The organism is Pedobacter sp. KLB.chiD (genome assembly GCF_047040275.1).
In the GTDB taxonomy this organism is placed as follows: Bacteria; Bacteroidota; Bacteroidia; order Sphingobacteriales; family Sphingobacteriaceae; genus Pedobacter.
This window is the reverse complement of the sequence record NZ_CP178207.1, coordinates 2,071,928-2,091,663: the sequence shown is the minus strand read 5'-3', so window position 1 is coordinate 2,091,663 and position 19,736 is coordinate 2,071,928. Positions and strand designations below refer to the sequence as shown.

Genomic DNA, 19,736 nt, shown 5'->3' with positions numbered 1-19,736 from the left:
AAAATATGAATATCATTTTAAAAATGAAGTCGGTTCTGTTTATATGACCTGTTGATTACATCTTAAATTACGAATGCCTCCTGTTATTTACCGATAAAAGCTTTACAAAGATTGCGTAAAACAGTACAAACGTTTGATTAATTTTGTATTATTAGGTATTGAAGCAATTTAATGTAGTAGTTTATCAGGCATCATGCAGTCGAAACCAACAACCATCAAAGAAATAGCCAGAATCTTAAACATTTCTCCGTCCAGTGTTTCAAGAGGACTGCACGATCATCCGAGCATTGGGGCAATTACAAGGGAGAAAATTAAACAACTGGCGAAGTCGCTAAATTACGAGCCTAACAAGGCTGCCATTCTTTTTCAAAAGGGAAAAACATATACTATTGGCGTAATCTTACCGGAGCTATCAGAATATTTTTTTTCCATCGCTATTTCTGCAATCGAAGATGAGGCGATCAAGAAAAATTATACGGTAATTTTGCCCAATCGCACGATCGTTATGAGCAGGAAGTAACGCTTGTCGAGAAAATGAAAAATCAGCGTGTTGATGGTTTATTGGTATCCATCAGTAAAGACACCTTTAAATTTGATCATTTCGAAAAACTAAATTCGTTTAATATACCGGTTGTATTTTTTGACCGGATTCCACCGTTTAGGAACGTACATTACGTTGCTAGTAGCCTGGAAAGTGCAACGGTTAAAGCCCTGAACTATCTTTTAAAAAGAGGACACCGAAGTATCGGGATGATCAATGGCCCCAAAACTTTGTATGCGAGTGAGGAGCGTAAGGAGGGCTATAAACAGGCGATTACTTTTAACCGCTTAAAGTTTGATCCTTCACTGGTGATCAATTGCGATTTAACCGAACAAGGTACCTTGGATGCTGCTGAAAAGTTTTTAAACCATAAAAGAAAGCCAACGGCAATTGTCGCTTTTAATGATTATGTGGCGCTTTTTCTGATTAAATACTTCAAGAAGCTAAATGTAATTAACAGTTTTGATATATTGAGTTATGCTAATCTACCGATTATCAGTTATTTAGATCACCCACCGGTAGCCTCGGTAGAGCAATATCCATATCTGCAGGGACAAAAGGCCGTTAATATCTTATTGGATCTTATTCAACGTCCCAATGCTGAAAACCAGGCCTACTACCATACAATTGTAGATGCCGATCTGATTATAAATGACACAAATGAATAAACAAACGTTTGTGCCGAGTTTTTAACTTTTATTTAAACTTCCCGGTAAAATCTGATATTGCTTTTTAAAAGCAGTAATAAAATGTTGCGGATTTTTATAGCCCACCAAAAAGGAAACTTCATTTACCCTTTTCTTTTCTTTGGAGAGAAGATAATGGGCCTTTTCCATTCTGATTTTAGATAGATACCCAAATACGGTATATCCGGTAAGTTCCTTAAAGCCTATTTTAAGCTTGTAATCATTAATCCCCGCTTTGCGCGATAATTCCAATAATGAATTAGGATGTTGCAAATCATATTCTACCAGTCTCTTAGCCAAAAGAATTTTTTCTGCATCATCCTTTTTTAGTATGCGTGTCTGTTTCTCCGGTTTTTGGTTAAAATAAGCAATGATCAAGTCAAATATCCTGGCTTCCAGAAATAAACGTTTGACTCTACCCTCGTATTTGGGCCGGATAATTTGCTGCAATACCAGCCTGGTTTCAGGACCAATTGATTTCTGAGTTAGCACTGTATTGTCCATAAAGTTTTTGCCTGTTACCTGAGCAAAATACCGTTCTGTGAGCCGGATATAAACAAATCTGGTTTTTTCTTTTGCATTAAAACTGATTAAATTCACCCTGCCGATGTTGAGGTCCTGCTGGTTTTGAAACAGTGATAAAAAATCACATTGTTGATTGTTACAATAGCTGACTGCACCGCTCAGGCAAAATAAAAAGGCAATATGTTGTTGAGAAGATTTAAAGCAAAAACACTCTTCCCTTTGAGGATCAATTGCTGCAATTGCGATGTGAATGCCACTAAAAAAAAACTGAATAACCTGTAAACTGACCTGATCTGTAGCAAATTTCGTTACTCTCTCTTCTATATCTTCAACCCCGTTGAAATTTTCGGGGTACGTTTGCTCATCAATAAGCGTCGTGTGCTGATAGGTTGAAAGTTTAATTTCCATATAAAGTTAATCCGTTTAGCGGTATTAATTATCCTGTTACCGTTATTTGACTCTTATGATTATTTGCAAATTTGCATAATTATTTATAATTAGTCTAAATAAATTTGAATATTGAATTGATAATCTATATATAAGGAGATTATAGTGGTTATAGCTACAGCGGTTGATTAAGCTCGTAAGTAATGCTATCAGGATTTGATAAATCAACAGATAGGGAGTAGATGTGGTAATCCCGTTATGAATGCACCTGATTCACAGAGGATCAATTTCGGCTAAGACTTATGCCTATTAAAATATGTTTTGTTAGTTGGATAGATGCTCCCCGCGATGGGGAGCTTTATCATTTTAAGGGCTGTTGTGTGCCGCAGACCTACAAGGCTTGATAACAAACGATAGTCATTTTGAGCGAAATGGAGATCGCGATGTAGTTAAAGAGACCGTGAAATAAATTACGCATGACATTCCGGAAGCTTACGAGTTTTCACTATCACACTTCCCTTTTTACCCCGCAAGACAAATCGTTCATAAACGCAAAAAGGGCTCCGGCATACCAGAACCCTTTTTGTTTCATACTCGCGAAATATTATTTTCCAGAGTTTTTCTTTTCAGTTACTTCTGCACGGATTTCTTGTGCTAAAACTTTAAGATCTTGCATTGCTTTACGCACACGAGTACCAGCAGCTGCGTTGCCAGCGTTATAAAATTTTTCTACATCTGCTTCAATAGCAGCAACAGCAGCTTTAACTTTTGAGAATTTTTCCATCGCTAATTGATGTTTTAAAGGTTTAAAAAATTTATTTTTTTCAATAATACATATTTACCTCGAATTAACAACAGAAAGCAAATATTTATTTACAAGAAGTTTTGCACATTTTCACAATCGAAAAAACGCCCTGGCACTTATTGCAACGCAATTTTTTGCAATTTGATGATAAAATAAGATTACTCATGTAATTTGTTCAAAATCCCTGAACAGCTAGAAAAGATTTAGCATTTAAAGCCGGATCTATCCATATTTTTATTAAATTTTAATTTAATTTCAAATGTTGATTAAACCAAAAGTCGTGTACGGAATGTACACATTTAAGCAGGTTCTCGTAGCCATCAGGCTTGGTTAGGTAGGCATTGGCGCCAAATTCTATAGATGCTTTTACATCTTCGGGATTATCCGATGTAGAAAATAGGATTACGGGTATGGTTTTCAGATAAGGGATATCCCGTATAAATTTTAATAAATCCAGGCCGGATAAGCCAGGTAAATTCAGATCTAGCAAGATTAATTTTGGTTTCGTTTTGTTTTCTGCAAAATGCTGGAGTTTTTTCAATGCTTCTACCCCATCTTCAACTATGGCCAGATTAAGGTTATCCTTAACCTCCTTTACCGCACTCTGCATAAAAAATGCATAGTCTATGTCGTCCTCTACGTAAAATATATCTGGTGTTTTCATTTATCTGTTTTTAAAAGCGACAAAAAAAGTCGATCCTGCATTTAACGTACTTTCGAACCAAACTCTGCCATGATGTTTCTCTACAATCCTCTTTACGATAGCAAGTCCCACTCCAGATCCTTCAATGTCCTTCACATTATCCATACGCTTAAATAGCTCAAATACCCTGTCGTAATAACGGTTATCAATTCCTATACCATTATCTTTAACCGAATAGATAATTTCTCCTCCTTCTATATACGCAGAAACTTCAACCTTGGGTTTGTTAACCATTGCCGAATATTTTACAGCATTTCCGATCAGGTTGGTAAACACCTGAGTAATCATAATTTTATCTCCCTTGATATTGGGAAGTTGTCCTAAAATCAGCGTAATATGCTCGGCTTTATATGCTGCCCATATTTCGGTTGTGATGTCTTTTAATAAGGAAGCTATATCAACTGTTTCGAAATTAATTTCAGAACGGCCAACTCTTGCTAAATTTAAAATCTCCTTAATCAACAAGTTCATTTTATCGGCACCTACCAAAATCCTGTTTAACATTTTCTTACCGCCCTCATCTATGCTTTTGTTTTTAGCCATCAGCTCTGCGTAGGTTTTGATTGAGGTAAGTGGTGTTCTTAAATCGTGCGATATGGTATAGCTAAACGTATCCAGTTCTTCATAAGCGGCCTGAAGTTTTTCATTTAGCAATCTGATTTCGTTTGCTTTTTTATTAATATCGGTGATGATAATTTCCCGTATCCTTAATACGGAGGCAATTTCTTCAGCCATCCATTTTTCAGAAGTATTATTAACAACTTCCGACCAGATCTCAAAAGATTTACGTGGAGATAGAGTCATCAACCCGTTTTCAGCTGAAACTACCGGTTTATCGGGATTTCCGGCCCAGTTTACCTTGGTAATCATTTCGGGTTTAAACCAGATGATCATTTCGCCCATTTCTTTATTGATCACACAAGAAAGAATACCAGAAGCAATTGTTTTATATTTTCGGGCCGGAGAATAGATTTCAGGCAATCGGTGGGTATAGTAAACTGACTCATCATTATTTGCCTTTAACCATTCGGCAAGTTGCCTGATATCTTCTTCTGATGGTACATTTCCAATGGTTTTGAGTTCGTTTTCAAAAATGACAGCCACGCCGGTAGCGCTGGTTGCATTCAGGATAGTTCGTTTGTGGGTAGTTATTGCCTGTATTAAATATTTATCACGGTTTAAATGTTCAGAAAGTATAGTTGCTGTGTTTTTAAATTGTTCAATAACCTTAGCATCTTCTTCTTCCTGGCGATATTCAAGTGCTGATGAAAGAATCTGTCCGATTAATTTAGCGCCTTCTCTTGCTTTATAATCTATAAATTTAGGGCTATAATTATGACAGGCAATCAGGCCCCAAAGCTCACCGTGAGAAATTAAGGAGATACTAAAACTGGAGTGGACTCCCATATTTTTTAAATATTGGATATGGATAGGTGATACAGCACGTAAACCTCCGTTTGTTAAATCAAGCGCTTCATTCTCCTTATATGTTATCACCTTCGAATCAGCTATGTTTACATCTGCAATTAATCTGGTTAAATTTAGTTTATAAAGTTCTCTGGCCTGCTTTGGAATATCGGATGCAGGATAGTGTAAGCCCAAAAAGGCCTCTAAATCTGTTTCTTTTTCTTCTGCTACAACCTCGCCATGGCCATCTTCTAAAAATTTGTAAACCATGATACGGTCGTAATTGATCAGCCTTTTTACCTCTTTCGCTGCACCCTTTAACAATGACGAAATGTTTTTTCCCTGAAGCATAGACGAGGCTGAACGGCCTATGGAACTTTGAATATCAAACTGTAGTGTTACAGGTTCGAATTCTAATAACCAATCGTTTTTTGATGAAGAAATAATAAGGTAAAACGGACTACCGTTAATTTCCAACGGATGTGGACTCATGGTATCGAAACTTTTACGGATGATACCGAGCTTTAGCAAATCTTCAATGTAAAGAGCAGAATCTGGTTGTTTGATTAAATTATTTAGTGTAGAGAGTGGTTTATTTAATAAGCTTTTGGTCTGTTCTTTTAAAAAATCTCCTGTATTTTCACTAATATAGGAAATGGTTGAGCTGTTTTTATCTACAGCTACTAGAAAACCATGTGACTGAATTTTGCCCGGTATATGGATAGGCTCTTGATCACAATTGGTTAGGTCTACAGAAAATTTAGTCATGTGTATTATATTGCAGCATATTTAATCTCGCAAATTAACAAATATAAAGCCTAATTTTAGAATGTCTATAATTTGATAAATTCGGATTTTGAGATTTGTTTTTATTATATATTTGTTTGAATTTAAAAAATCATTCAAACTTGGCAAAGAAAAATATTTTGGTAATCGAGGATAACCATGCAATCCTGGATGTTATAACACTTATTTTAGAAAGTGAAGCTTTTAACGTTGATGGACTCAACAAAGGCGCAGATTTTATTAAACATGTCCGGGAATTCAATCCAGATGTAATAATTATGGATATTATGCTGCCTGACACTGATGGAAGGGTACTTTTAAAGGAACTTAAAAATGTAGAAGCTACAAAAGATATTCCGGTTTTAATGATTTCTGCCCGTTATAATGCCAGCAACTATTCATTGGATGGTATAGAAGCAGACGACTTTATGGCCAAGCCTTTTAACATCGATGACTTAATGGATAAAATTTATGCCTTGCTGAAAAAATAGTTTTTACTCGGGCATACCTGGTAATTTTATTCCTCCAAGTTTTAGGTTTTTCATCAATACTTCCAGAAAAGAAAGTTTAGTATCGGTAAATCCATGTGCATTTACCCAAATATTTAAACTTATTTTGAAACCGTTATCTTCTAAAGATGATACACCAATCCGTCGTTCAGGAGTTTTTAAGCAGGCGCTGAATTCGTCGACTGTGTTATTGAAAATGGAAACCACATTTTCGTAATCAATCCCATAGCTGAATTTAATTTCTATATCCAATCTTCGGGTACCCTCCCTACTGATATTGATGATTACCTCGTTGGATAGTTTACTATTTGGGATCACTACGGTTCTGTTATCAAATGTCTTAACGATCGTATAAAATATCTGGATCGAGGCGACCGTTCCTTCCTGGCCTTGTGCAATGATGTTGTCTCCCACAACAAAAGGTTTGAGCAGCAAAATCAACACCCCGCTTGCAAAATTCTGCAATGTGCCGGATAAAGCTAAACCTGCCGCAACTCCAATACCACCAATAAGAACTGTTAAGAATGTAAGCTGTATGCCAATAACCTGCATTACGGTAAGCACAAGCAAAATCCTTAAAGTGATAATAATCAGGCTTGTTAAAAAGGGGCGTAACGATGGATTTATATCTTTGCGGTGCATGCCCCCCTGCATCCATTTCGCTAATAGCTTAATGAGCCATAAGCCTAAAATAAGCAGTATTACACCTAAAATTATTGATGGCCCTTTATTAATTATCCAATCATAAGCCTTATCATAAAAACGGTCAACATTACCGGCATCAATCTTCATCGTGGTATTTTCTGTATGTTATTATTGCTTTTTTTGTTTAGCTGACTTGTCTTTGGTTACATCTACTTTTTTTGCATCTTTCGCTGATGTAACCTGCTCATCAGCACCTTTAGCTTTTGCATTTTTCGGTGCAGTAGCCTTGCTACTTTCTGCCGACGTTTTAGAATCTTTCATCATTTAATCTTTAATCTTCGCTATTGAGCCAAACTTTCGCCTCTTCTATTTCTTCTGGTTTAAAACCTTTTGACTGACCAGGGGTAGCAAGGGTGAATACATCGGTAAACCACTCCACTCCTTTTTCAGCACTTACAACCGCAATTTTTTTCCATTTACTGAAATTTTGTAAACCTGCTTTGATATCCTGTACCCATGCACCAGCTGTAAAATTCTTTACATCAGTTTCTAAAACCAACAAATACCTGATTTCTTTAAACCTTTCAGCTGTTCTTTTTAAACCTGTTATTAAAACGCTTTTTATATCATCACTTGTAACTTCTCCTGTGGCTCTTACGCCAAAAATGTGGTCCGGTAGTCCTGTTATTTCCGTTAGCATAATTATTCGTTTAATTAAGAACATATTAATCTGTCAAGAAGTTTGCCATTTATATAAATTCTGAGAAGTTGTGCGATCATAAAAACACTTTTATTACCGATGATGTTATAAATCAATATTTTAAAAAAAATAAAAAACAATCCTATGAAAAACAATTTGTTAAAACCCATTATGCTGGCATGTGGAACCGCAATCTTGCTTTCAGCCTGTACCAGCGGAACAAAAAATACCGCAGCTACAGATTCTTCTATGACTGATTCTACACAAATGGCAACACTAAAACCTGCCGGACCTGCGCCAGAATGGGGAAAAACAATAAAGTCTGAAATGCAGGCTGTAATAGAAAAATTAAGCAGTTATGGCGATAAGCCTATCGAAACTTTAAGTGCCACCGATGCACGTAAGAACCATACGCCAACAGATGCGGTAATGGCTTTAGCAAAGCAGAACAATGTTGCTGTACCATCGCCTAAGGTTGATACCATAGGCAAGGATATTGACGCTAGCGGCGGTAAGATACATTTACGTGTCTACACACCCAAAGCCGGGAATGAACCTTACCCGCTTATTGTTTATTATCATGGCGGCGGTTTCGTAATTGCCAATATAGATGTTTATAATGCATCGGCCCAGGCTTTGGCTGAACAGGTTGGGGCAATTGTAGTTTCTGTGGCTTACCGTTTAGCACCAGAGAATAAATTTCCTACAGCACACAATGATGCATTTGCAGCCTATGAATGGGCAGTTAAAAATGCTGTAGATTTAAAGGCAGACCCAGCGAAAATTGCTGTAGTTGGAGAAAGTGCCGGTGGAAATTTAGCGGCAAATGTTTCTATTATGGCCAGAAACAAAAATATTATGATTCCTGTACACGAAGTTTTGGTTTATCCAATTGCCCAGGCTGATATGAATACAGAGTCTTACAAGATGTACGCGAACGCAAAACCTTTAAACAAAGCCATGATGAGCTGGTTTACAGAGAAATACCTGAATAGTATGGTAGAAGCGAAAGACCCTAAAATATCATTGGTTAATGCGAATTTAAAAGGACTTCCTCCAACAACTATTATTACTGCCGAAATAGATCCCTTGCATGATGATGGAGTAATGCTGGCTGATAAGCTTAAAGCTGCTGGTGTAAAAGTTGACACTAAAAATTATGAAGGGGTAACGCACGAATTCTTTGGCATGTCGCTTCTTGTACCAGAGGCAAAAGCTGCTCAGGCCTATGCCGCTGAACAGTTGAAAGCTGCTTTTAAATAAAATTATCCCCATTGAAGTGTGAACACTTCAATGGGGCTTTTCTATGGAGTTAACCGTAAAGTATTTAAAAACTCGGAACTGCAAACTGATAACTACAAACTGCCAGGCGATTAAGCTCCTTTCTTTGAACCTAAACTTTGCATCAGTTGATCGTATAAATCATCACTTGAAGCTTTTTTAGGTTTCATCTTTTTAACGGTGGCCCGCTTTCCTTTAGCTTTTGCCTTAATAATTTTCAGTAACTCATTACTGTAATCATCTTTAAACGTACTGAGGTCAAATTTTGAGCTATATTGTTTAATTAAAGCCAATCCTACATCCATTTCTTTTTTGGTGATGCTGATATCATCAACCTTATTAATTTCGGATAAGCTCCTGATTTCCTGGTCAAACCTGATCTTTGTGATGACGATCACATTTTCCATGGGATGGATCACACAGAGATTTTCAGTATTCCTGAGCACAAACCGGGCCACCCCAGCTTTACCTGATTTTTGTAATGCTTTTAACAATAAACTATAGGCCTTTCTACCCTGCTTTTCGGGCTCGGTATAATAAGAAGTTTCGTAATAGATGGGATTGATATCCTTTATGTCGACAAAATTCTCCAGCTCAATAATCTTTGTTTTTTCTGGTGCAGCCTCTTCAAAATCATGTTTATCCAAAACTATATACCTGTCCTTTAAAAAGTAGCCTCTTACTATTTTATCATATGGCACCTCTTTGTGCGTATTTTCGTTCACCCTCAAAAATTTAATTTTGGCATGATCACGTTCATCAAGCATATCTAAGTCCAGGTTACTATTCTGGACACCGGAAAATAACCTGACCGGAATATTTACCAAACCAAATCCAATCGAACCTTTCCATATTGATCTCATAGCTAAATGTTTAAATATTTACCTATTAACATGTGTCTAAAACTTATTGTTTTGGGTTTGTAACCTGTAAATCGGCTAAACCGCAAACTATTTGGATTCTATAATGTTATTTGATCATAACCTTATAGAAATACTTGTGAAACCATTATGATTTTTCAAAGTAATAAAGGGAATGAAGAGATCACGATTGTGTAATTACCATTGAAAACATTTGTAAGATGAAAATAGCCTATATTTCTACCTATCCGCCCCGTGAGTGTGGTTTAGCTACCTTCAACCAAAATTTAGTTAATGCTTTAAGTTTAAATCCAACATACGATGCTAATAAGAGTTTTGTAGTTGCGATGAATGAGTCGGATGATGTGAACGAACATCATTATCCAAAAGAAGTTAAATTTATTATCCGACAACAAAATCAGCAGGATTATATTGAAGCCGCTGATTTTATCAATAACAGTGATGTAGATACCTGTATCATTGAGCATGAATTTGGCATATTTGGTGGTAATAGTGGTGTTTTTTTATTATCATTAATTAATCGTTTAAAAAAGCCTTTCATTACTATTTTACATACGGTTTTAAAAGAGCCAAATTTTATGCAGCAAACCATTATCAAGGAGATTGCATCTAAATCGGCTAAATTGGTGGTAATGAGCAAAAAAGCGGTCATGTTTTTAACCAGTATCTATCAGATTCCAAAAACTTCTATAAAACTAATTGAGCATGGTGTTCCGGATTTAGAGCCTATAGTTAATAATCAGATCGCACAGAGTGAATTGTTTAAAGGCAAAAAAGTACTTTTTACATTTGGCTTGATCAGCAGAAATAAAGGTTTGGAAACAGTAATACAGGCATTACCAGCTATTGTAGCGGAACATCCCGATGTGCTATATATGATATTAGGCAATACCCATCCTGGCGTTGTAAAACATAATGGCGAAGAGTATCGCGACAGTTTGAAAGCGCTTGCCAAAGATTTAGGCGTGGAAAAGAATATTGCTTTCGTTAACAAATTTGTTTCGGAAGATGAATTACATCAATATTTAACCGCCTGCCATTTATATATCACACCTTATTTAAATGAGGCGCAGATCACCAGCGGCACATTATCATATGCCATTGGGGCAGGTGCTGCAGTAATTTCTACTCCATACTGGCATGCCCAGGAGCTATTGGCCGATAATAGGGGAAAATTATTCGATTTTAAAGATCATCATAAACTGGCAGCAATTGTTAATGATCTTTTAAGTGACAATGACAAATATTATAAACTGAAACAAAACGCCTACGAATATGGGTTAAATCTTCGTTGGCCGGCTATCGGAAGTATTTATCTTAATGTATTGAATGAAGCATTAACAGCTGAAGTTAAAGAAAGGCCGATTCCGCCCATTATAGATGTAGAAGGGATGCCAGCCTTAAATTTGAACCATATTGCGCTGTTAACAGATGATACAGGGATTATACAGCATGCACGCTTCGGCATTCCAAATTTAAAAGAAGGCTATTGTATCGATGATAATGCAAGAGCATTAATTATGGCCTTAATGGCGGTTGAGCAGGACAAAAATAAACGAGCTTTATCTTTTATGCCAATATACCTGAGTTTTATCCAATATATGCAAACTGAAGATGGAAATTTCAGAAATTTCTTAAGTTTTAACAGGCAATATTTAGATGAAGTAGGGTCGGAAGATTCTTTTGGCAGAACCATTTGGGCATTGGGTTATTTAGTTTCCAGCGCGCCCAATAATTCCTACCGGGAATTTGGCCGTGAGTTATTCTCTCACTCTGTAAAGCACTTTAAAGAATTAAAATATTTACGCGGAAAGGCAAATACAATTATTGGGTTATCTTATTACTTAAACGCACATCCTGGAGATGAAATGATTATTCAGGAGATTAACATGCTGGCCGGTTCGCTGGTAGCCTCATATAATGAAAATAAAGATGGAGACTGGCATTGGTTTGAAGATATTTTAACTTATGATAATGCCATTCTTCCGCTGGCTTTGCTGCATCACTACGATGTTACAGGGAATCAAGAATCGTATCAGATAGCGATGGAAAGTATTGAATTTTTAAACAGTTTTTCTTTCGAAAACGGATATCTGAACCCCGTTGGAAATGCGGGCTGGATGAAAAAGCATGGAAAAAATCCAATTTACGATCAACAGGCTATAGAGACAATGGCCATGGTTTTATTGTATGCCAAAACTTTTGAGATTACCAAAGACGATCAATATCTGCATTTGATGCATATGAGCTATAAATGGTTTTTAGGCGAAAACAGTCTTCATATTCCTTTATATGATTATGAAACCCATGGTTGTGCGGATGGATTACAGTTTAATAGTGTAAACAGAAACCAGGGCGCCGAGAGTACATTGGCCTATTTTATCTCGCATTTAGCCATTTTGAAAGCTGCTGAGGTTGAATACGAAACTTTATCTTCACCTTTGATGGAAACAGATAAGATCAACTAGGGATTTAGACTTTCTTTCAAATATTAAAAGCTGATTCGAAAAGAATCAGCTTTTTTTTTTTCAATTTGATGAGATAAAATAAAAAAAAGCCGTCTCCAGTGAGGTTCGCCTGAGACGGCTTTTATCTTAAGATTAACTATAAAACGGGTTCAGCAAAGCAATTGATGACGTCTGTAAAATTTAATTATTTTCTAATAACCTGTTTAACAGTAATTCTAAATTTACGGTAGCGAATGATGAGCTATAATCTGATAAGCCATATGGGATAATTAATTCTCCATTACTGATAATAGAACCACAGGAGTATACCACATTGGGTACATAACCTTCCCTTTCATCGTTATTTGGGATAATCAAAGGTTCTTTCAAATGGCCAATTTCAATGCTAGGGTTTTCCAGATCCAATAAACTTACCCCGATACAATATCTCCGCATAGGGCCAACACCGTGCGTAATAACAAGCCATCCTTTTTCGGTTTCTATAGGAGAACCACAATTACCGATCTGCACCAGTTCCCAATCGTACCGTGGCTGTTTTAAAAGCACCGGATTTTCCCATACATTTACTTTATCAGAAAACATCAGGTAATTGTTCCATCCATCTATCCTGCTCATCATCACATACTTTCCTTTAATTTTTCGTGGAAACAATGCCAGGTTTTTATTCTGTGCACCATCTCCATAAAGCGGAATCACTTTAAATTCATAAAAATCTTCTGTTTGAACGAGTTTAGGGATAATTAAAGAACCATCAAAAGCGGTATAAGTAGCGTAGTAAAGCACTTTGCCATCGTCTTTGATAAATTTAACGAAACGTGCGTCTTCGATCCCTTTACGTTCAAATTCAGAAATAGGGAAAATCACACGATCAGATATATCAGTATCTTTAGAAAAAGTAATGGTGTGGTAAGTGTCTGAAAGCCAAAGAATTTTATCGTATTCGATTAATCGGGATGGATTTTCTTTATGTAAACTTTTTGAATCTTTAATGATATTGCTTAAACTGGTATATTCAAATTTATCATCAAGCTTCGACTCTATTTCTTCTAAAACAGCTGGATCAATCTGTGCATAAGCCGCCTTTTTTAAGAATAATTTTTTGATGTAAATGGCATTCTTCACTACCTCAGCCTCATCAACATAATTGCCAACCGGTAAAACCTGGATATTATTGTTTTTATCGATTAGGGCACGGCGGAAAACAATCGAAGAAATATGCCCTTCACCCACGGCTCTAAAGCTAATAATTACCCTTTTCTCGCCTTCAACCAAATCCGTTTGATCAGGATCATCAACAATGCTCGGATTGAAAAAAGCGGCTGATTCTATCGAATATTCGTGAGTAAAGTATGCCCCGATCAACAACCTGGTGTATTCATCAATATCTTCGAATGAGGTACCCAGGGCCAAAAATTGTTTTTTTAATTTTTTACAATGGCGGGTTAAGATTTTAGTAATATTCCGGTGTCTTTTAGAATACTCCTGTAGTATGGGCGATATCAGTGAAAATACCTTTTCATCCGAAAATTCTAAAACCTTCCTGATTACTTCAAGTGCTCTCTCTTCTCCATTAAAAAAAAAACGTGCAATAACTCTCTTCGTATCTGGATTTACCTTAACAGGTTTACGTTCAATATATAGTCTCATTATTTAACAGTTTTGGTGGTAATTTTAATGCTTTCCGCGCTGTAATCTCCACCTTATCATAACGAAAATTATCGCTTAATTGTTTATAGTTTGTACATAATTTTTACCTTTACTATTCATGTTATCTATTTAACTGAGCTATAAATGCAATACGAAAAAGCAGAACAAAATATTTCTTCAAACGAAACCCTGCATTTGAAAAAGCTGGGTAGTTATGAAATTTTAAATACGCCTGCAGAAATTGCTTTTGATCAGATTTCGCAGTTGGCTGCCGAAATATTTGACGTACCTTTTGCCGGAATCTGTTTCGAGGAAGATGGTCGTTTCTTTGTGAAATCGGAGGTTGGTGGAGCTGCTTTAGAAATTGTTCGGGATCTGGATAGTGCCAGGTTTGTTTTTTTTGCTTCAGTGCCAATTGTCTCACCTGACGGTTATCATCTTGGTCTGATTTACGTTGCCGATACTGAATTTAAATCGGCTGAAGAACGGCAATTGAGAATGCTACAGCACTTAGCTGGTATGGTAGTGGAAAAACTGGAGTCGAGAATGGCCATCAGAAGAACCTTGAGGGCTTATGATGATCGATTACATGTATTGGTTCATGATCTTAAAAACCCAATGACCACCATTACACTTCAATCTGAATTGCTGGGACGCATCCCTGGTATGGATGATAAGGCCATTTTAGTTGCCGGTAAGATTAATGCACAATCTAAAAAAATGATTGATAATCTGAATGGTATTTTAAGTGCTGCCCGTAAAGAAGCTACTTCATTTAAACCCAAAAAAGATAAGATAGATTTAAGACAAATACTGGAACAGGTAAAAAAAGAATTTACGCTGTCGCTTAAACGTAAAAGCCAGACCGTTTTAATCAACATTCAGGAAACCCTTGAGGTTTTTGCTGACCCTGATAAAATTGCCATGGTTTTTAGTCAGCTGATGGATAATGCGATCAAGTTTTCGCCAATAGGAAACGAAATTCTTATCACCCATCAACTGGCTGATCATGAGATAACTATTGCGGTAAAGGACAAAGGTGTGGGTTTAACCAAGGAAGATTTAGGGAAAGTTTTTCTTAAATTTTCGCCCCTAAGTTCGGTAAGTACTAACCGCGAAAATAGTTATGGATTAGGACTGATTACTGCAAATGCATTAATCGATATCCATAAAGGTAAGTTATGGGCAGAAAGCGATGGAAAAGATTTGGGAACTACGTTCTATGTAACATTACCCATTAAATAGGTTTAAATCAGACAAATCGTTTATTTTCATTTCCTCCAGTAAAACCCTTTCGGGTATGGCACGGCTATGGTATGACCATTTGATCAATCTTATAAAACCATCAGCAATTTCGATACCCGTAATATCGCCATCACTAAAACAACAGCAGCCGCTGTTAAAGTACCCTGGTTTGTATTTGTCGAAGATAGGAGCCTTATCTCCTTCCTTTATCCTTTTACGGAGTTCGTTATTTAAAAATGCAAGCTCACTGGTATTTTTCTCTTCTTTAGCTTTATTTAGTTTTACATAAATCCGTTCCAGGTGTGTTAACGATGCGAAAACAGGCTGGTGTGTATGCCCTGTAATCAAAGCGATATTTTTTTGGGTAGATATCCAATCGTACATCAATGCATTGTGTACTGTTTTAAGCTGATTGTCGTAAGCTGGTGTATTGAGGTTAATCTGGAGGTACGATTGTAACGGGGCCCATATGTTACTTACAAACCATTTACTAAACCAGTTTCCATCGCTCTGCAGGTCGCCCTGGTGTCCATGGGTTAGGAAAATATCAAGTTTACTTTCTTTTAGGGGCATCCTTAAGATTGCACCTTCGAAGATACGGATCGGGCTTCCATAAATTCTGTTCAGGTTAAATCCGGCCAAGGGATCATTGTCCCAGTATAAATCATGGTTGCCAAATATTTTAGTGAAATGATTTTTGGCAATAAAGGCTTTCTCTGCTTCGAATGTTTCTTGATTATGTTTGATTACCGTTTCGAGCAAATTTTCCCAAAGCTCCTCGCTATCACCTAAATTTATATAATGAAAGTTCTGTTGGTTATAATGCTCAAGTGCCTTTAAATAATTCTTTTCAGCTAAAGTAAAATCGTCTGCATCATCTCTGGCACCTTTATGTTGATCGGAAAAAATAATGAATTTATCAGTCTCTTTAACATTAAAAATAAGTCCGCGTTTTCCAGGGTTATCATTAATAGTTTTGTAAAGTTTATTTAAAGCTTCATGGATACGTTTACGGTTAGGATTTGAGCCAAATTTATTCGACATGCGAATAATCCAGGAACTGAGTAAACGTTGTAAAAATTTCCGCATGTATAAATGAGCCTTCGCTAGGATATTATTTCTTAAAATAACAAAAAATATGATTAATCGTTTTTTTTCCATCAAATCAGTTATCCTTTTGATTTTATGAGGATATTTTGCTAATTTTGTTAGTATTGAAAAGATCAGGAAGCGCAGATTTACCCTTACATTATGGCCATGTACCGCCATGGCTTGCACAACGCATGGCCAAACTTGGCTTGGCAATAACAGAAGCCATACTATTGGAGTATGGTAAAGCCGAAGTAATACGGCGATTAAGCAGCCCGTTTTGGTTCCAGAGTTTGGGTGCGGTAATGGGGATGGATTGGCATTCTTCAGGGATTACAACATCGGTAATTGGCGCTTTAAAGAAAGCGATAAATCCCTTATCAAAAGAATTGGGTATTTACATCTGTGGCGGCAAAGGAAAGCACAGTAGGGAAACGCCAAATGAACTTTTAAAAATTGCAGACAAAACCGGATTAAATGGTACAGACTTGGTCCGTGCCAGTAAACTTAGTGCTAAAGTAGACAATACGGCCATCCAGGATGGGTTTCAATTATATTTTCATAGTTTTATTTTAAGCGATGATGGCGATTGGACGGTGGTGCAACAAGGGATGAGTGACAGTAGTTCAACAGCGAGGAGATACCACTGGCATTCCAAAAACATCAAGTCTTTTGTCGAGGAACCGCACACGGGGATCTGTGGCATAAATCAAGGTCAGATTCTGAATTTAACGGCTAGTCGTGCCGCTCAGACCAGGCAAAGCATGATGGGTATCACTGCCGAATCACCTGGCCGGATGCTTAATGAAATACAAAAATTGACCTTGCCCCATCATCATGATGTAAAAGCAAAAGATGTAGATTTAAAACGTTTAGGAAGTATATTATGGCTGGCACAGGAAAAACAACCCCGTGATTTTGAGGAATTATTGCTACTGGAAGGCATGGGACCAAGAACTTTACAATCAATGGCTTTAGTGAGTGAGGTGATTTATGGTACGCCGTCGCGGTTTACTGATCCTGCACGTTATTCATTTGCGCATGGAGGCAAAGATGGTCACCCCTTCCCTGTTCCGGTAAATGTTTATGATGAAACGATAAATGTTTTGCAAAAAGCTGTTGATAGGGCTAAGATAGGCAATTCGGATAAGCAACACGCGATAAAATCACTGCATGAGATTGCACGAAATGCAGAGAAAGACTTTGTACCGAATATGGATTTTGAGAAAGTAATTCAAAAAGAACGTAATGAAAGTTGGAAATATGGGGGCAGAACGGTTTTTGGAAAAGAGAAAGCACCGAGCGATCAACAGTTGAAGTTGTTTTAAGCGCTAGCGATAGTCCTCCTCACTAATGAGGCTATTATCCTTTAAAAAATCATCATCCTGAATTTGTTTCAGGATCTATCCAGTAATTACATTTTACAAGTATTTATCCCGTGATTAATGTAGCAGCGAATGAAGTAATGACCAAAGTTTATGTTAAATACCGAAATAAGTTCAATGTGGCGACAGGCTTATTTCGTATATCACAGAAATAAATGTCAAGTCCATGATTTCCGTGCTTCCTTGGCAAAATCACATATTGTGAGAGGTCTTAGCGAAACGTTAAGATCAGATAAGTCTTTGATATATCCTTATTTTAAGTTTATAAATCAACTCTGTTCCCAAATCCGTAGACACACTGCGCTTAAGTCTACGGACAGTCTAGGGGCAGCATTCTTTTTGAAGATGTTTCATCAACGTTTTTATTTCTAGCCGTCACCCTGACCTGTAGCGCAGCGGAAAGCTACACCGTAAACCGAGCGGTAGGCGAGCTCACCGAAGGTAATTTATCTCAGGGTCTATGTCAGAAAGATGCTAAAATAATTCAGCGTGACGACCGAATCCAATACCGTTTTCATAGCATAAAAAAAGGTCGTGATTTGCACCACGACCTTAAAAATATAAATTTAAAACCTATTAAGCATATGCCACTGCATCTTTCGATGCCAGTTTAGTTGCTCCCATTAAGTATTCGTCTACCTTGCGGGCAGCTTCTCGACCTTCTGAAATAGCCCAAACTACTAATGATTGTCCGCGGCGAACATCACCTGCAGCAAAAATCTTCGCAATGTTGGTCTGGTAGGTATGTTCAGATGCCTTTACGTTTCCGCGGTTATCTAACTCTACTCCTAATTTTTCAATTAAACCTTCTTTTTGAGGATGTAAAAATCCCATCGCCAATAATACCAGTTCGCATGGTAGATCTCGTTCACTGCCCGCTATTTCTTTAAAGGTAACCGGACGCCCGTTCGCATCAATCTCCCATTCCACATCAACTACTTTTAATGCTTTAAGATTCCCTTTTTCATCAGCAATAAAGTTTTTGGTATTAACCGACCAGGCTCTTTGTGCACCTTCTTCGTGTGAAGAGGTGTTTTTCAATAACATCGGGTAGTTTGGCCACGGCATATGTTCATTGCGTACCTGAGGTGGCATTGGCATAATCTCGAATTGTGTAACCGATTTTGCGCCATGACGGTTTGAAGTACCAATACAGTCAGACCCCGTATCACCGCCACCAATTACAATTACGTTTTTACCGGTAGCCATAATATCTTCTACTCCTACACTTCTGCCTGCTACACGTTTATTCTGCTGCTTTAAAAAGTCCATTGCAAAATGTACACCTTTGGCCGAACGGCCATCAATTGGTAAATCGCGCGGAATTGTTGAGCCCCCTGCTAGTACAATGGCGTTAAAATCGCGTAACAAAGTACCTATCTCTACATTTTCGCCTACATTTGCATTGCATTTAAAAATGATGCCTTCTTCTTTCATTAAATCAATACGGCGATCTACTACATTTTTCTGTAGTTTAAAATCAGGAATGCCATATCTTAACAAACCACCAGGTGCGTCATCGCGTTCAAAAACCGTCACTTCATGCCCAACTTTATTTAGCTGTGCAGCAGCAGCTAAGCCCGCAGGACCTGAACCAATTACGGCTACTTTTTTTCCCGTTCTGATTAATGGTGCTTTAGCTTTGATAAATCCTTTTTCGAAAGCAATTTCGATGATGTGTTTTTCAATTTCCTCAATAGAAACAGGTGGTCTGTTAATGCCTAATACACATGCCGATTCGCATGGCGCAGGACAAATCCTACCTGTAAATTCAGGAAAATTATTGGTGCTTAATAAAATATTGGTTGCTAATTCCCATTTACCTTGATAAACCGCGTCGTTAAATTCTGGTATCACATTACCCAAAGGGCAACCTGATTGGCAGAAAGGCACGCCGCAATCCATACAACGGGCAGCTTGATTATTTAATTCTTGTGGAGGTAAATTATTTAAAAATTCACCGTAGTGTTTTACACGTGTTGCAGCCGCTTCTCTAGTGGGTGCAACTCTATCGTATTCTTGAAATCCTGTTACTTTTCCCATGGC

The 19,736-nt window shown here is 37.3% G+C and carries 18 protein-coding genes; 7 read left to right on the top strand and 11 right to left on the bottom strand.

Features of this window, described 5'->3' with window-relative positions; translation table 11 throughout:
- Nucleotides 1–193 precede the first annotated feature (193 nt).
- Both ACK1I8_RS08445 and ACK1I8_RS08440 read left to right on the top strand, forming a co-directional pair.
- Entirely contained in the window at nucleotides 194–520 is a 327-nt protein-coding gene (locus ACK1I8_RS08445) for a LacI family DNA-binding transcriptional regulator (protein WP_412468892.1), read from the top strand.
- Between the two features lie 14 nt (nucleotides 521–534).
- Entirely contained in the window at nucleotides 535–1,209 is a 675-nt protein-coding gene (locus tag ACK1I8_RS08440; RefSeq protein ID WP_412468891.1) for a substrate-binding domain-containing protein, read from the top strand.
- 21 nt (nucleotides 1,210–1,230) lie between these two features.
- Here ACK1I8_RS08440 and ACK1I8_RS08435 read toward each other — a convergent pair whose 3' ends face one another.
- From ACK1I8_RS08435 to ACK1I8_RS08420, 4 genes are all read right to left on the bottom strand, one after another.
- Complete coding sequence (locus tag ACK1I8_RS08435) at nucleotides 1,231–2,160, bottom strand: helix-turn-helix transcriptional regulator (RefSeq protein ID WP_412468890.1); 930 nt, start codon at nucleotides 2,158–2,160, stop codon at nucleotides 1,231–1,233.
- Between the two features lie 583 nt (nucleotides 2,161–2,743).
- Nucleotides 2,744–2,923, bottom strand: a complete 180-nt coding sequence (locus ACK1I8_RS08430; RefSeq protein WP_056096518.1) for a hypothetical protein — start codon at nucleotides 2,921–2,923, stop codon at nucleotides 2,744–2,746.
- Between the two features lie 265 nt (nucleotides 2,924–3,188).
- Nucleotides 3,189–3,608 carry a response regulator gene (locus ACK1I8_RS08425; protein ID WP_412468889.1) on the bottom strand — a complete coding sequence of 140 codons (420 nt, stop codon included), beginning with the start codon at nucleotides 3,606–3,608 and terminating at the stop codon, nucleotides 3,189–3,191.
- Entirely contained in the window at nucleotides 3,609–5,822 is a 2,214-nt protein-coding gene (locus ACK1I8_RS08420) for an ATP-binding protein (RefSeq protein WP_412468888.1), read from the bottom strand.
- A 140-nt stretch (nucleotides 5,823–5,962) separates the two neighbouring features.
- Here ACK1I8_RS08420 and ACK1I8_RS08415 point away from each other — a divergent pair, with 140 nt between their 5' ends.
- Nucleotides 5,963–6,331, top strand: a complete 369-nt coding sequence (locus ACK1I8_RS08415; protein ID WP_412468887.1) for a response regulator transcription factor — start codon at nucleotides 5,963–5,965, stop codon at nucleotides 6,329–6,331.
- Between the two features lie 3 nt (nucleotides 6,332–6,334).
- Here the strand turns inward: ACK1I8_RS08415 and ACK1I8_RS08410 are convergent, their stop codons facing one another.
- From ACK1I8_RS08410 to ACK1I8_RS08400, 3 genes are read right to left on the bottom strand one after another with little or no spacing between them, the layout of a single operon-like run.
- Complete coding sequence (locus tag ACK1I8_RS08410; RefSeq protein WP_412468886.1) at nucleotides 6,335–7,141, bottom strand: mechanosensitive ion channel family protein; 807 nt, start codon at nucleotides 7,139–7,141, stop codon at nucleotides 6,335–6,337.
- Between the two features lie 21 nt (nucleotides 7,142–7,162).
- Nucleotides 7,163–7,318, bottom strand: a complete 156-nt coding sequence (locus ACK1I8_RS08405) for a hypothetical protein (RefSeq protein ID WP_412468885.1) — start codon at nucleotides 7,316–7,318, stop codon at nucleotides 7,163–7,165.
- Between the two features lie 7 nt (nucleotides 7,319–7,325).
- Nucleotides 7,326–7,694, bottom strand: a complete 369-nt coding sequence (locus tag ACK1I8_RS08400) for an STAS/SEC14 domain-containing protein (protein ID WP_412468884.1) — start codon at nucleotides 7,692–7,694, stop codon at nucleotides 7,326–7,328.
- Nucleotides 7,695–7,838: 144 nt separating this feature from the next.
- On the opposite strand from ACK1I8_RS08400, the gene ACK1I8_RS08395 reads away from it, so the two are divergent.
- Nucleotides 7,839–8,957 carry an alpha/beta hydrolase gene (locus ACK1I8_RS08395; RefSeq protein WP_412468883.1) on the top strand — a complete coding sequence of 373 codons (1,119 nt, stop codon included), beginning with the start codon at nucleotides 7,839–7,841 and terminating at the stop codon, nucleotides 8,955–8,957.
- 110 nt (nucleotides 8,958–9,067) lie between these two features.
- On the opposite strand, the gene ACK1I8_RS08390 is transcribed toward ACK1I8_RS08395, so the two are convergent.
- Nucleotides 9,068–9,838 carry a Ku protein gene (locus ACK1I8_RS08390; protein ID WP_412468882.1) on the bottom strand — a complete coding sequence of 257 codons (771 nt, stop codon included), beginning with the start codon at nucleotides 9,836–9,838 and terminating at the stop codon, nucleotides 9,068–9,070.
- A gap of 218 nt (nucleotides 9,839–10,056) precedes the next feature.
- Between ACK1I8_RS08390 and ACK1I8_RS08385 the strand changes: the two genes are divergently transcribed.
- Nucleotides 10,057–12,324 carry a glycosyltransferase gene (locus tag ACK1I8_RS08385; protein ID WP_412468881.1) on the top strand — a complete coding sequence of 756 codons (2,268 nt, stop codon included), beginning with the start codon at nucleotides 10,057–10,059 and terminating at the stop codon, nucleotides 12,322–12,324.
- Nucleotides 12,325–12,504: 180 nt separating this feature from the next.
- Here ACK1I8_RS08385 and ACK1I8_RS08380 read toward each other — a convergent pair whose 3' ends face one another.
- On the bottom strand, nucleotides 12,505–13,971 hold the full coding sequence (locus ACK1I8_RS08380; protein ID WP_412468880.1) for a glycoside hydrolase family 130 protein: 1,467 nt from the start codon (nucleotides 13,969–13,971) through the stop codon (nucleotides 12,505–12,507).
- Nucleotides 13,972–14,115: 144 nt separating this feature from the next.
- Here ACK1I8_RS08380 and ACK1I8_RS08375 point away from each other — a divergent pair, with 144 nt between their 5' ends.
- A complete protein-coding gene (locus tag ACK1I8_RS08375; RefSeq protein WP_412468879.1) occupies nucleotides 14,116–15,216 on the top strand; it encodes a sensor histidine kinase in 1,101 nt (366 codons plus the stop codon).
- On the opposite strand, the gene ACK1I8_RS08370 is transcribed toward ACK1I8_RS08375, so the two are convergent.
- The gene (locus tag ACK1I8_RS08370) at nucleotides 15,202–16,305 is read right to left on the bottom strand and encodes a metallophosphoesterase (protein WP_412468878.1); all 1,104 of its coding nucleotides are present in this window, start codon (nucleotides 16,303–16,305) and stop codon (nucleotides 15,202–15,204) included. The two genes, ACK1I8_RS08375 and ACK1I8_RS08370, sit on opposite strands and share 15 nt — an antisense overlap.
- Nucleotides 16,306–16,430: 125 nt before the next feature.
- Here ACK1I8_RS08370 and ACK1I8_RS08365 point away from each other — a divergent pair, with 125 nt between their 5' ends.
- Entirely contained in the window at nucleotides 16,431–17,633 is a 1,203-nt protein-coding gene (locus tag ACK1I8_RS08365) for a DUF763 domain-containing protein (protein ID WP_412468877.1), read from the top strand.
- Between the two features lie 633 nt (nucleotides 17,634–18,266).
- Here the strand turns inward: ACK1I8_RS08365 and ACK1I8_RS08360 are convergent.
- Nucleotides 18,267–19,733, bottom strand: coding sequence for a glutamate synthase subunit beta (locus tag ACK1I8_RS08360; protein ID WP_412468876.1), 1,467 nt, complete (start codon nucleotides 19,731–19,733; stop codon nucleotides 18,267–18,269).
- Nucleotides 19,734–19,736: the final 3 nt, after the last annotated feature.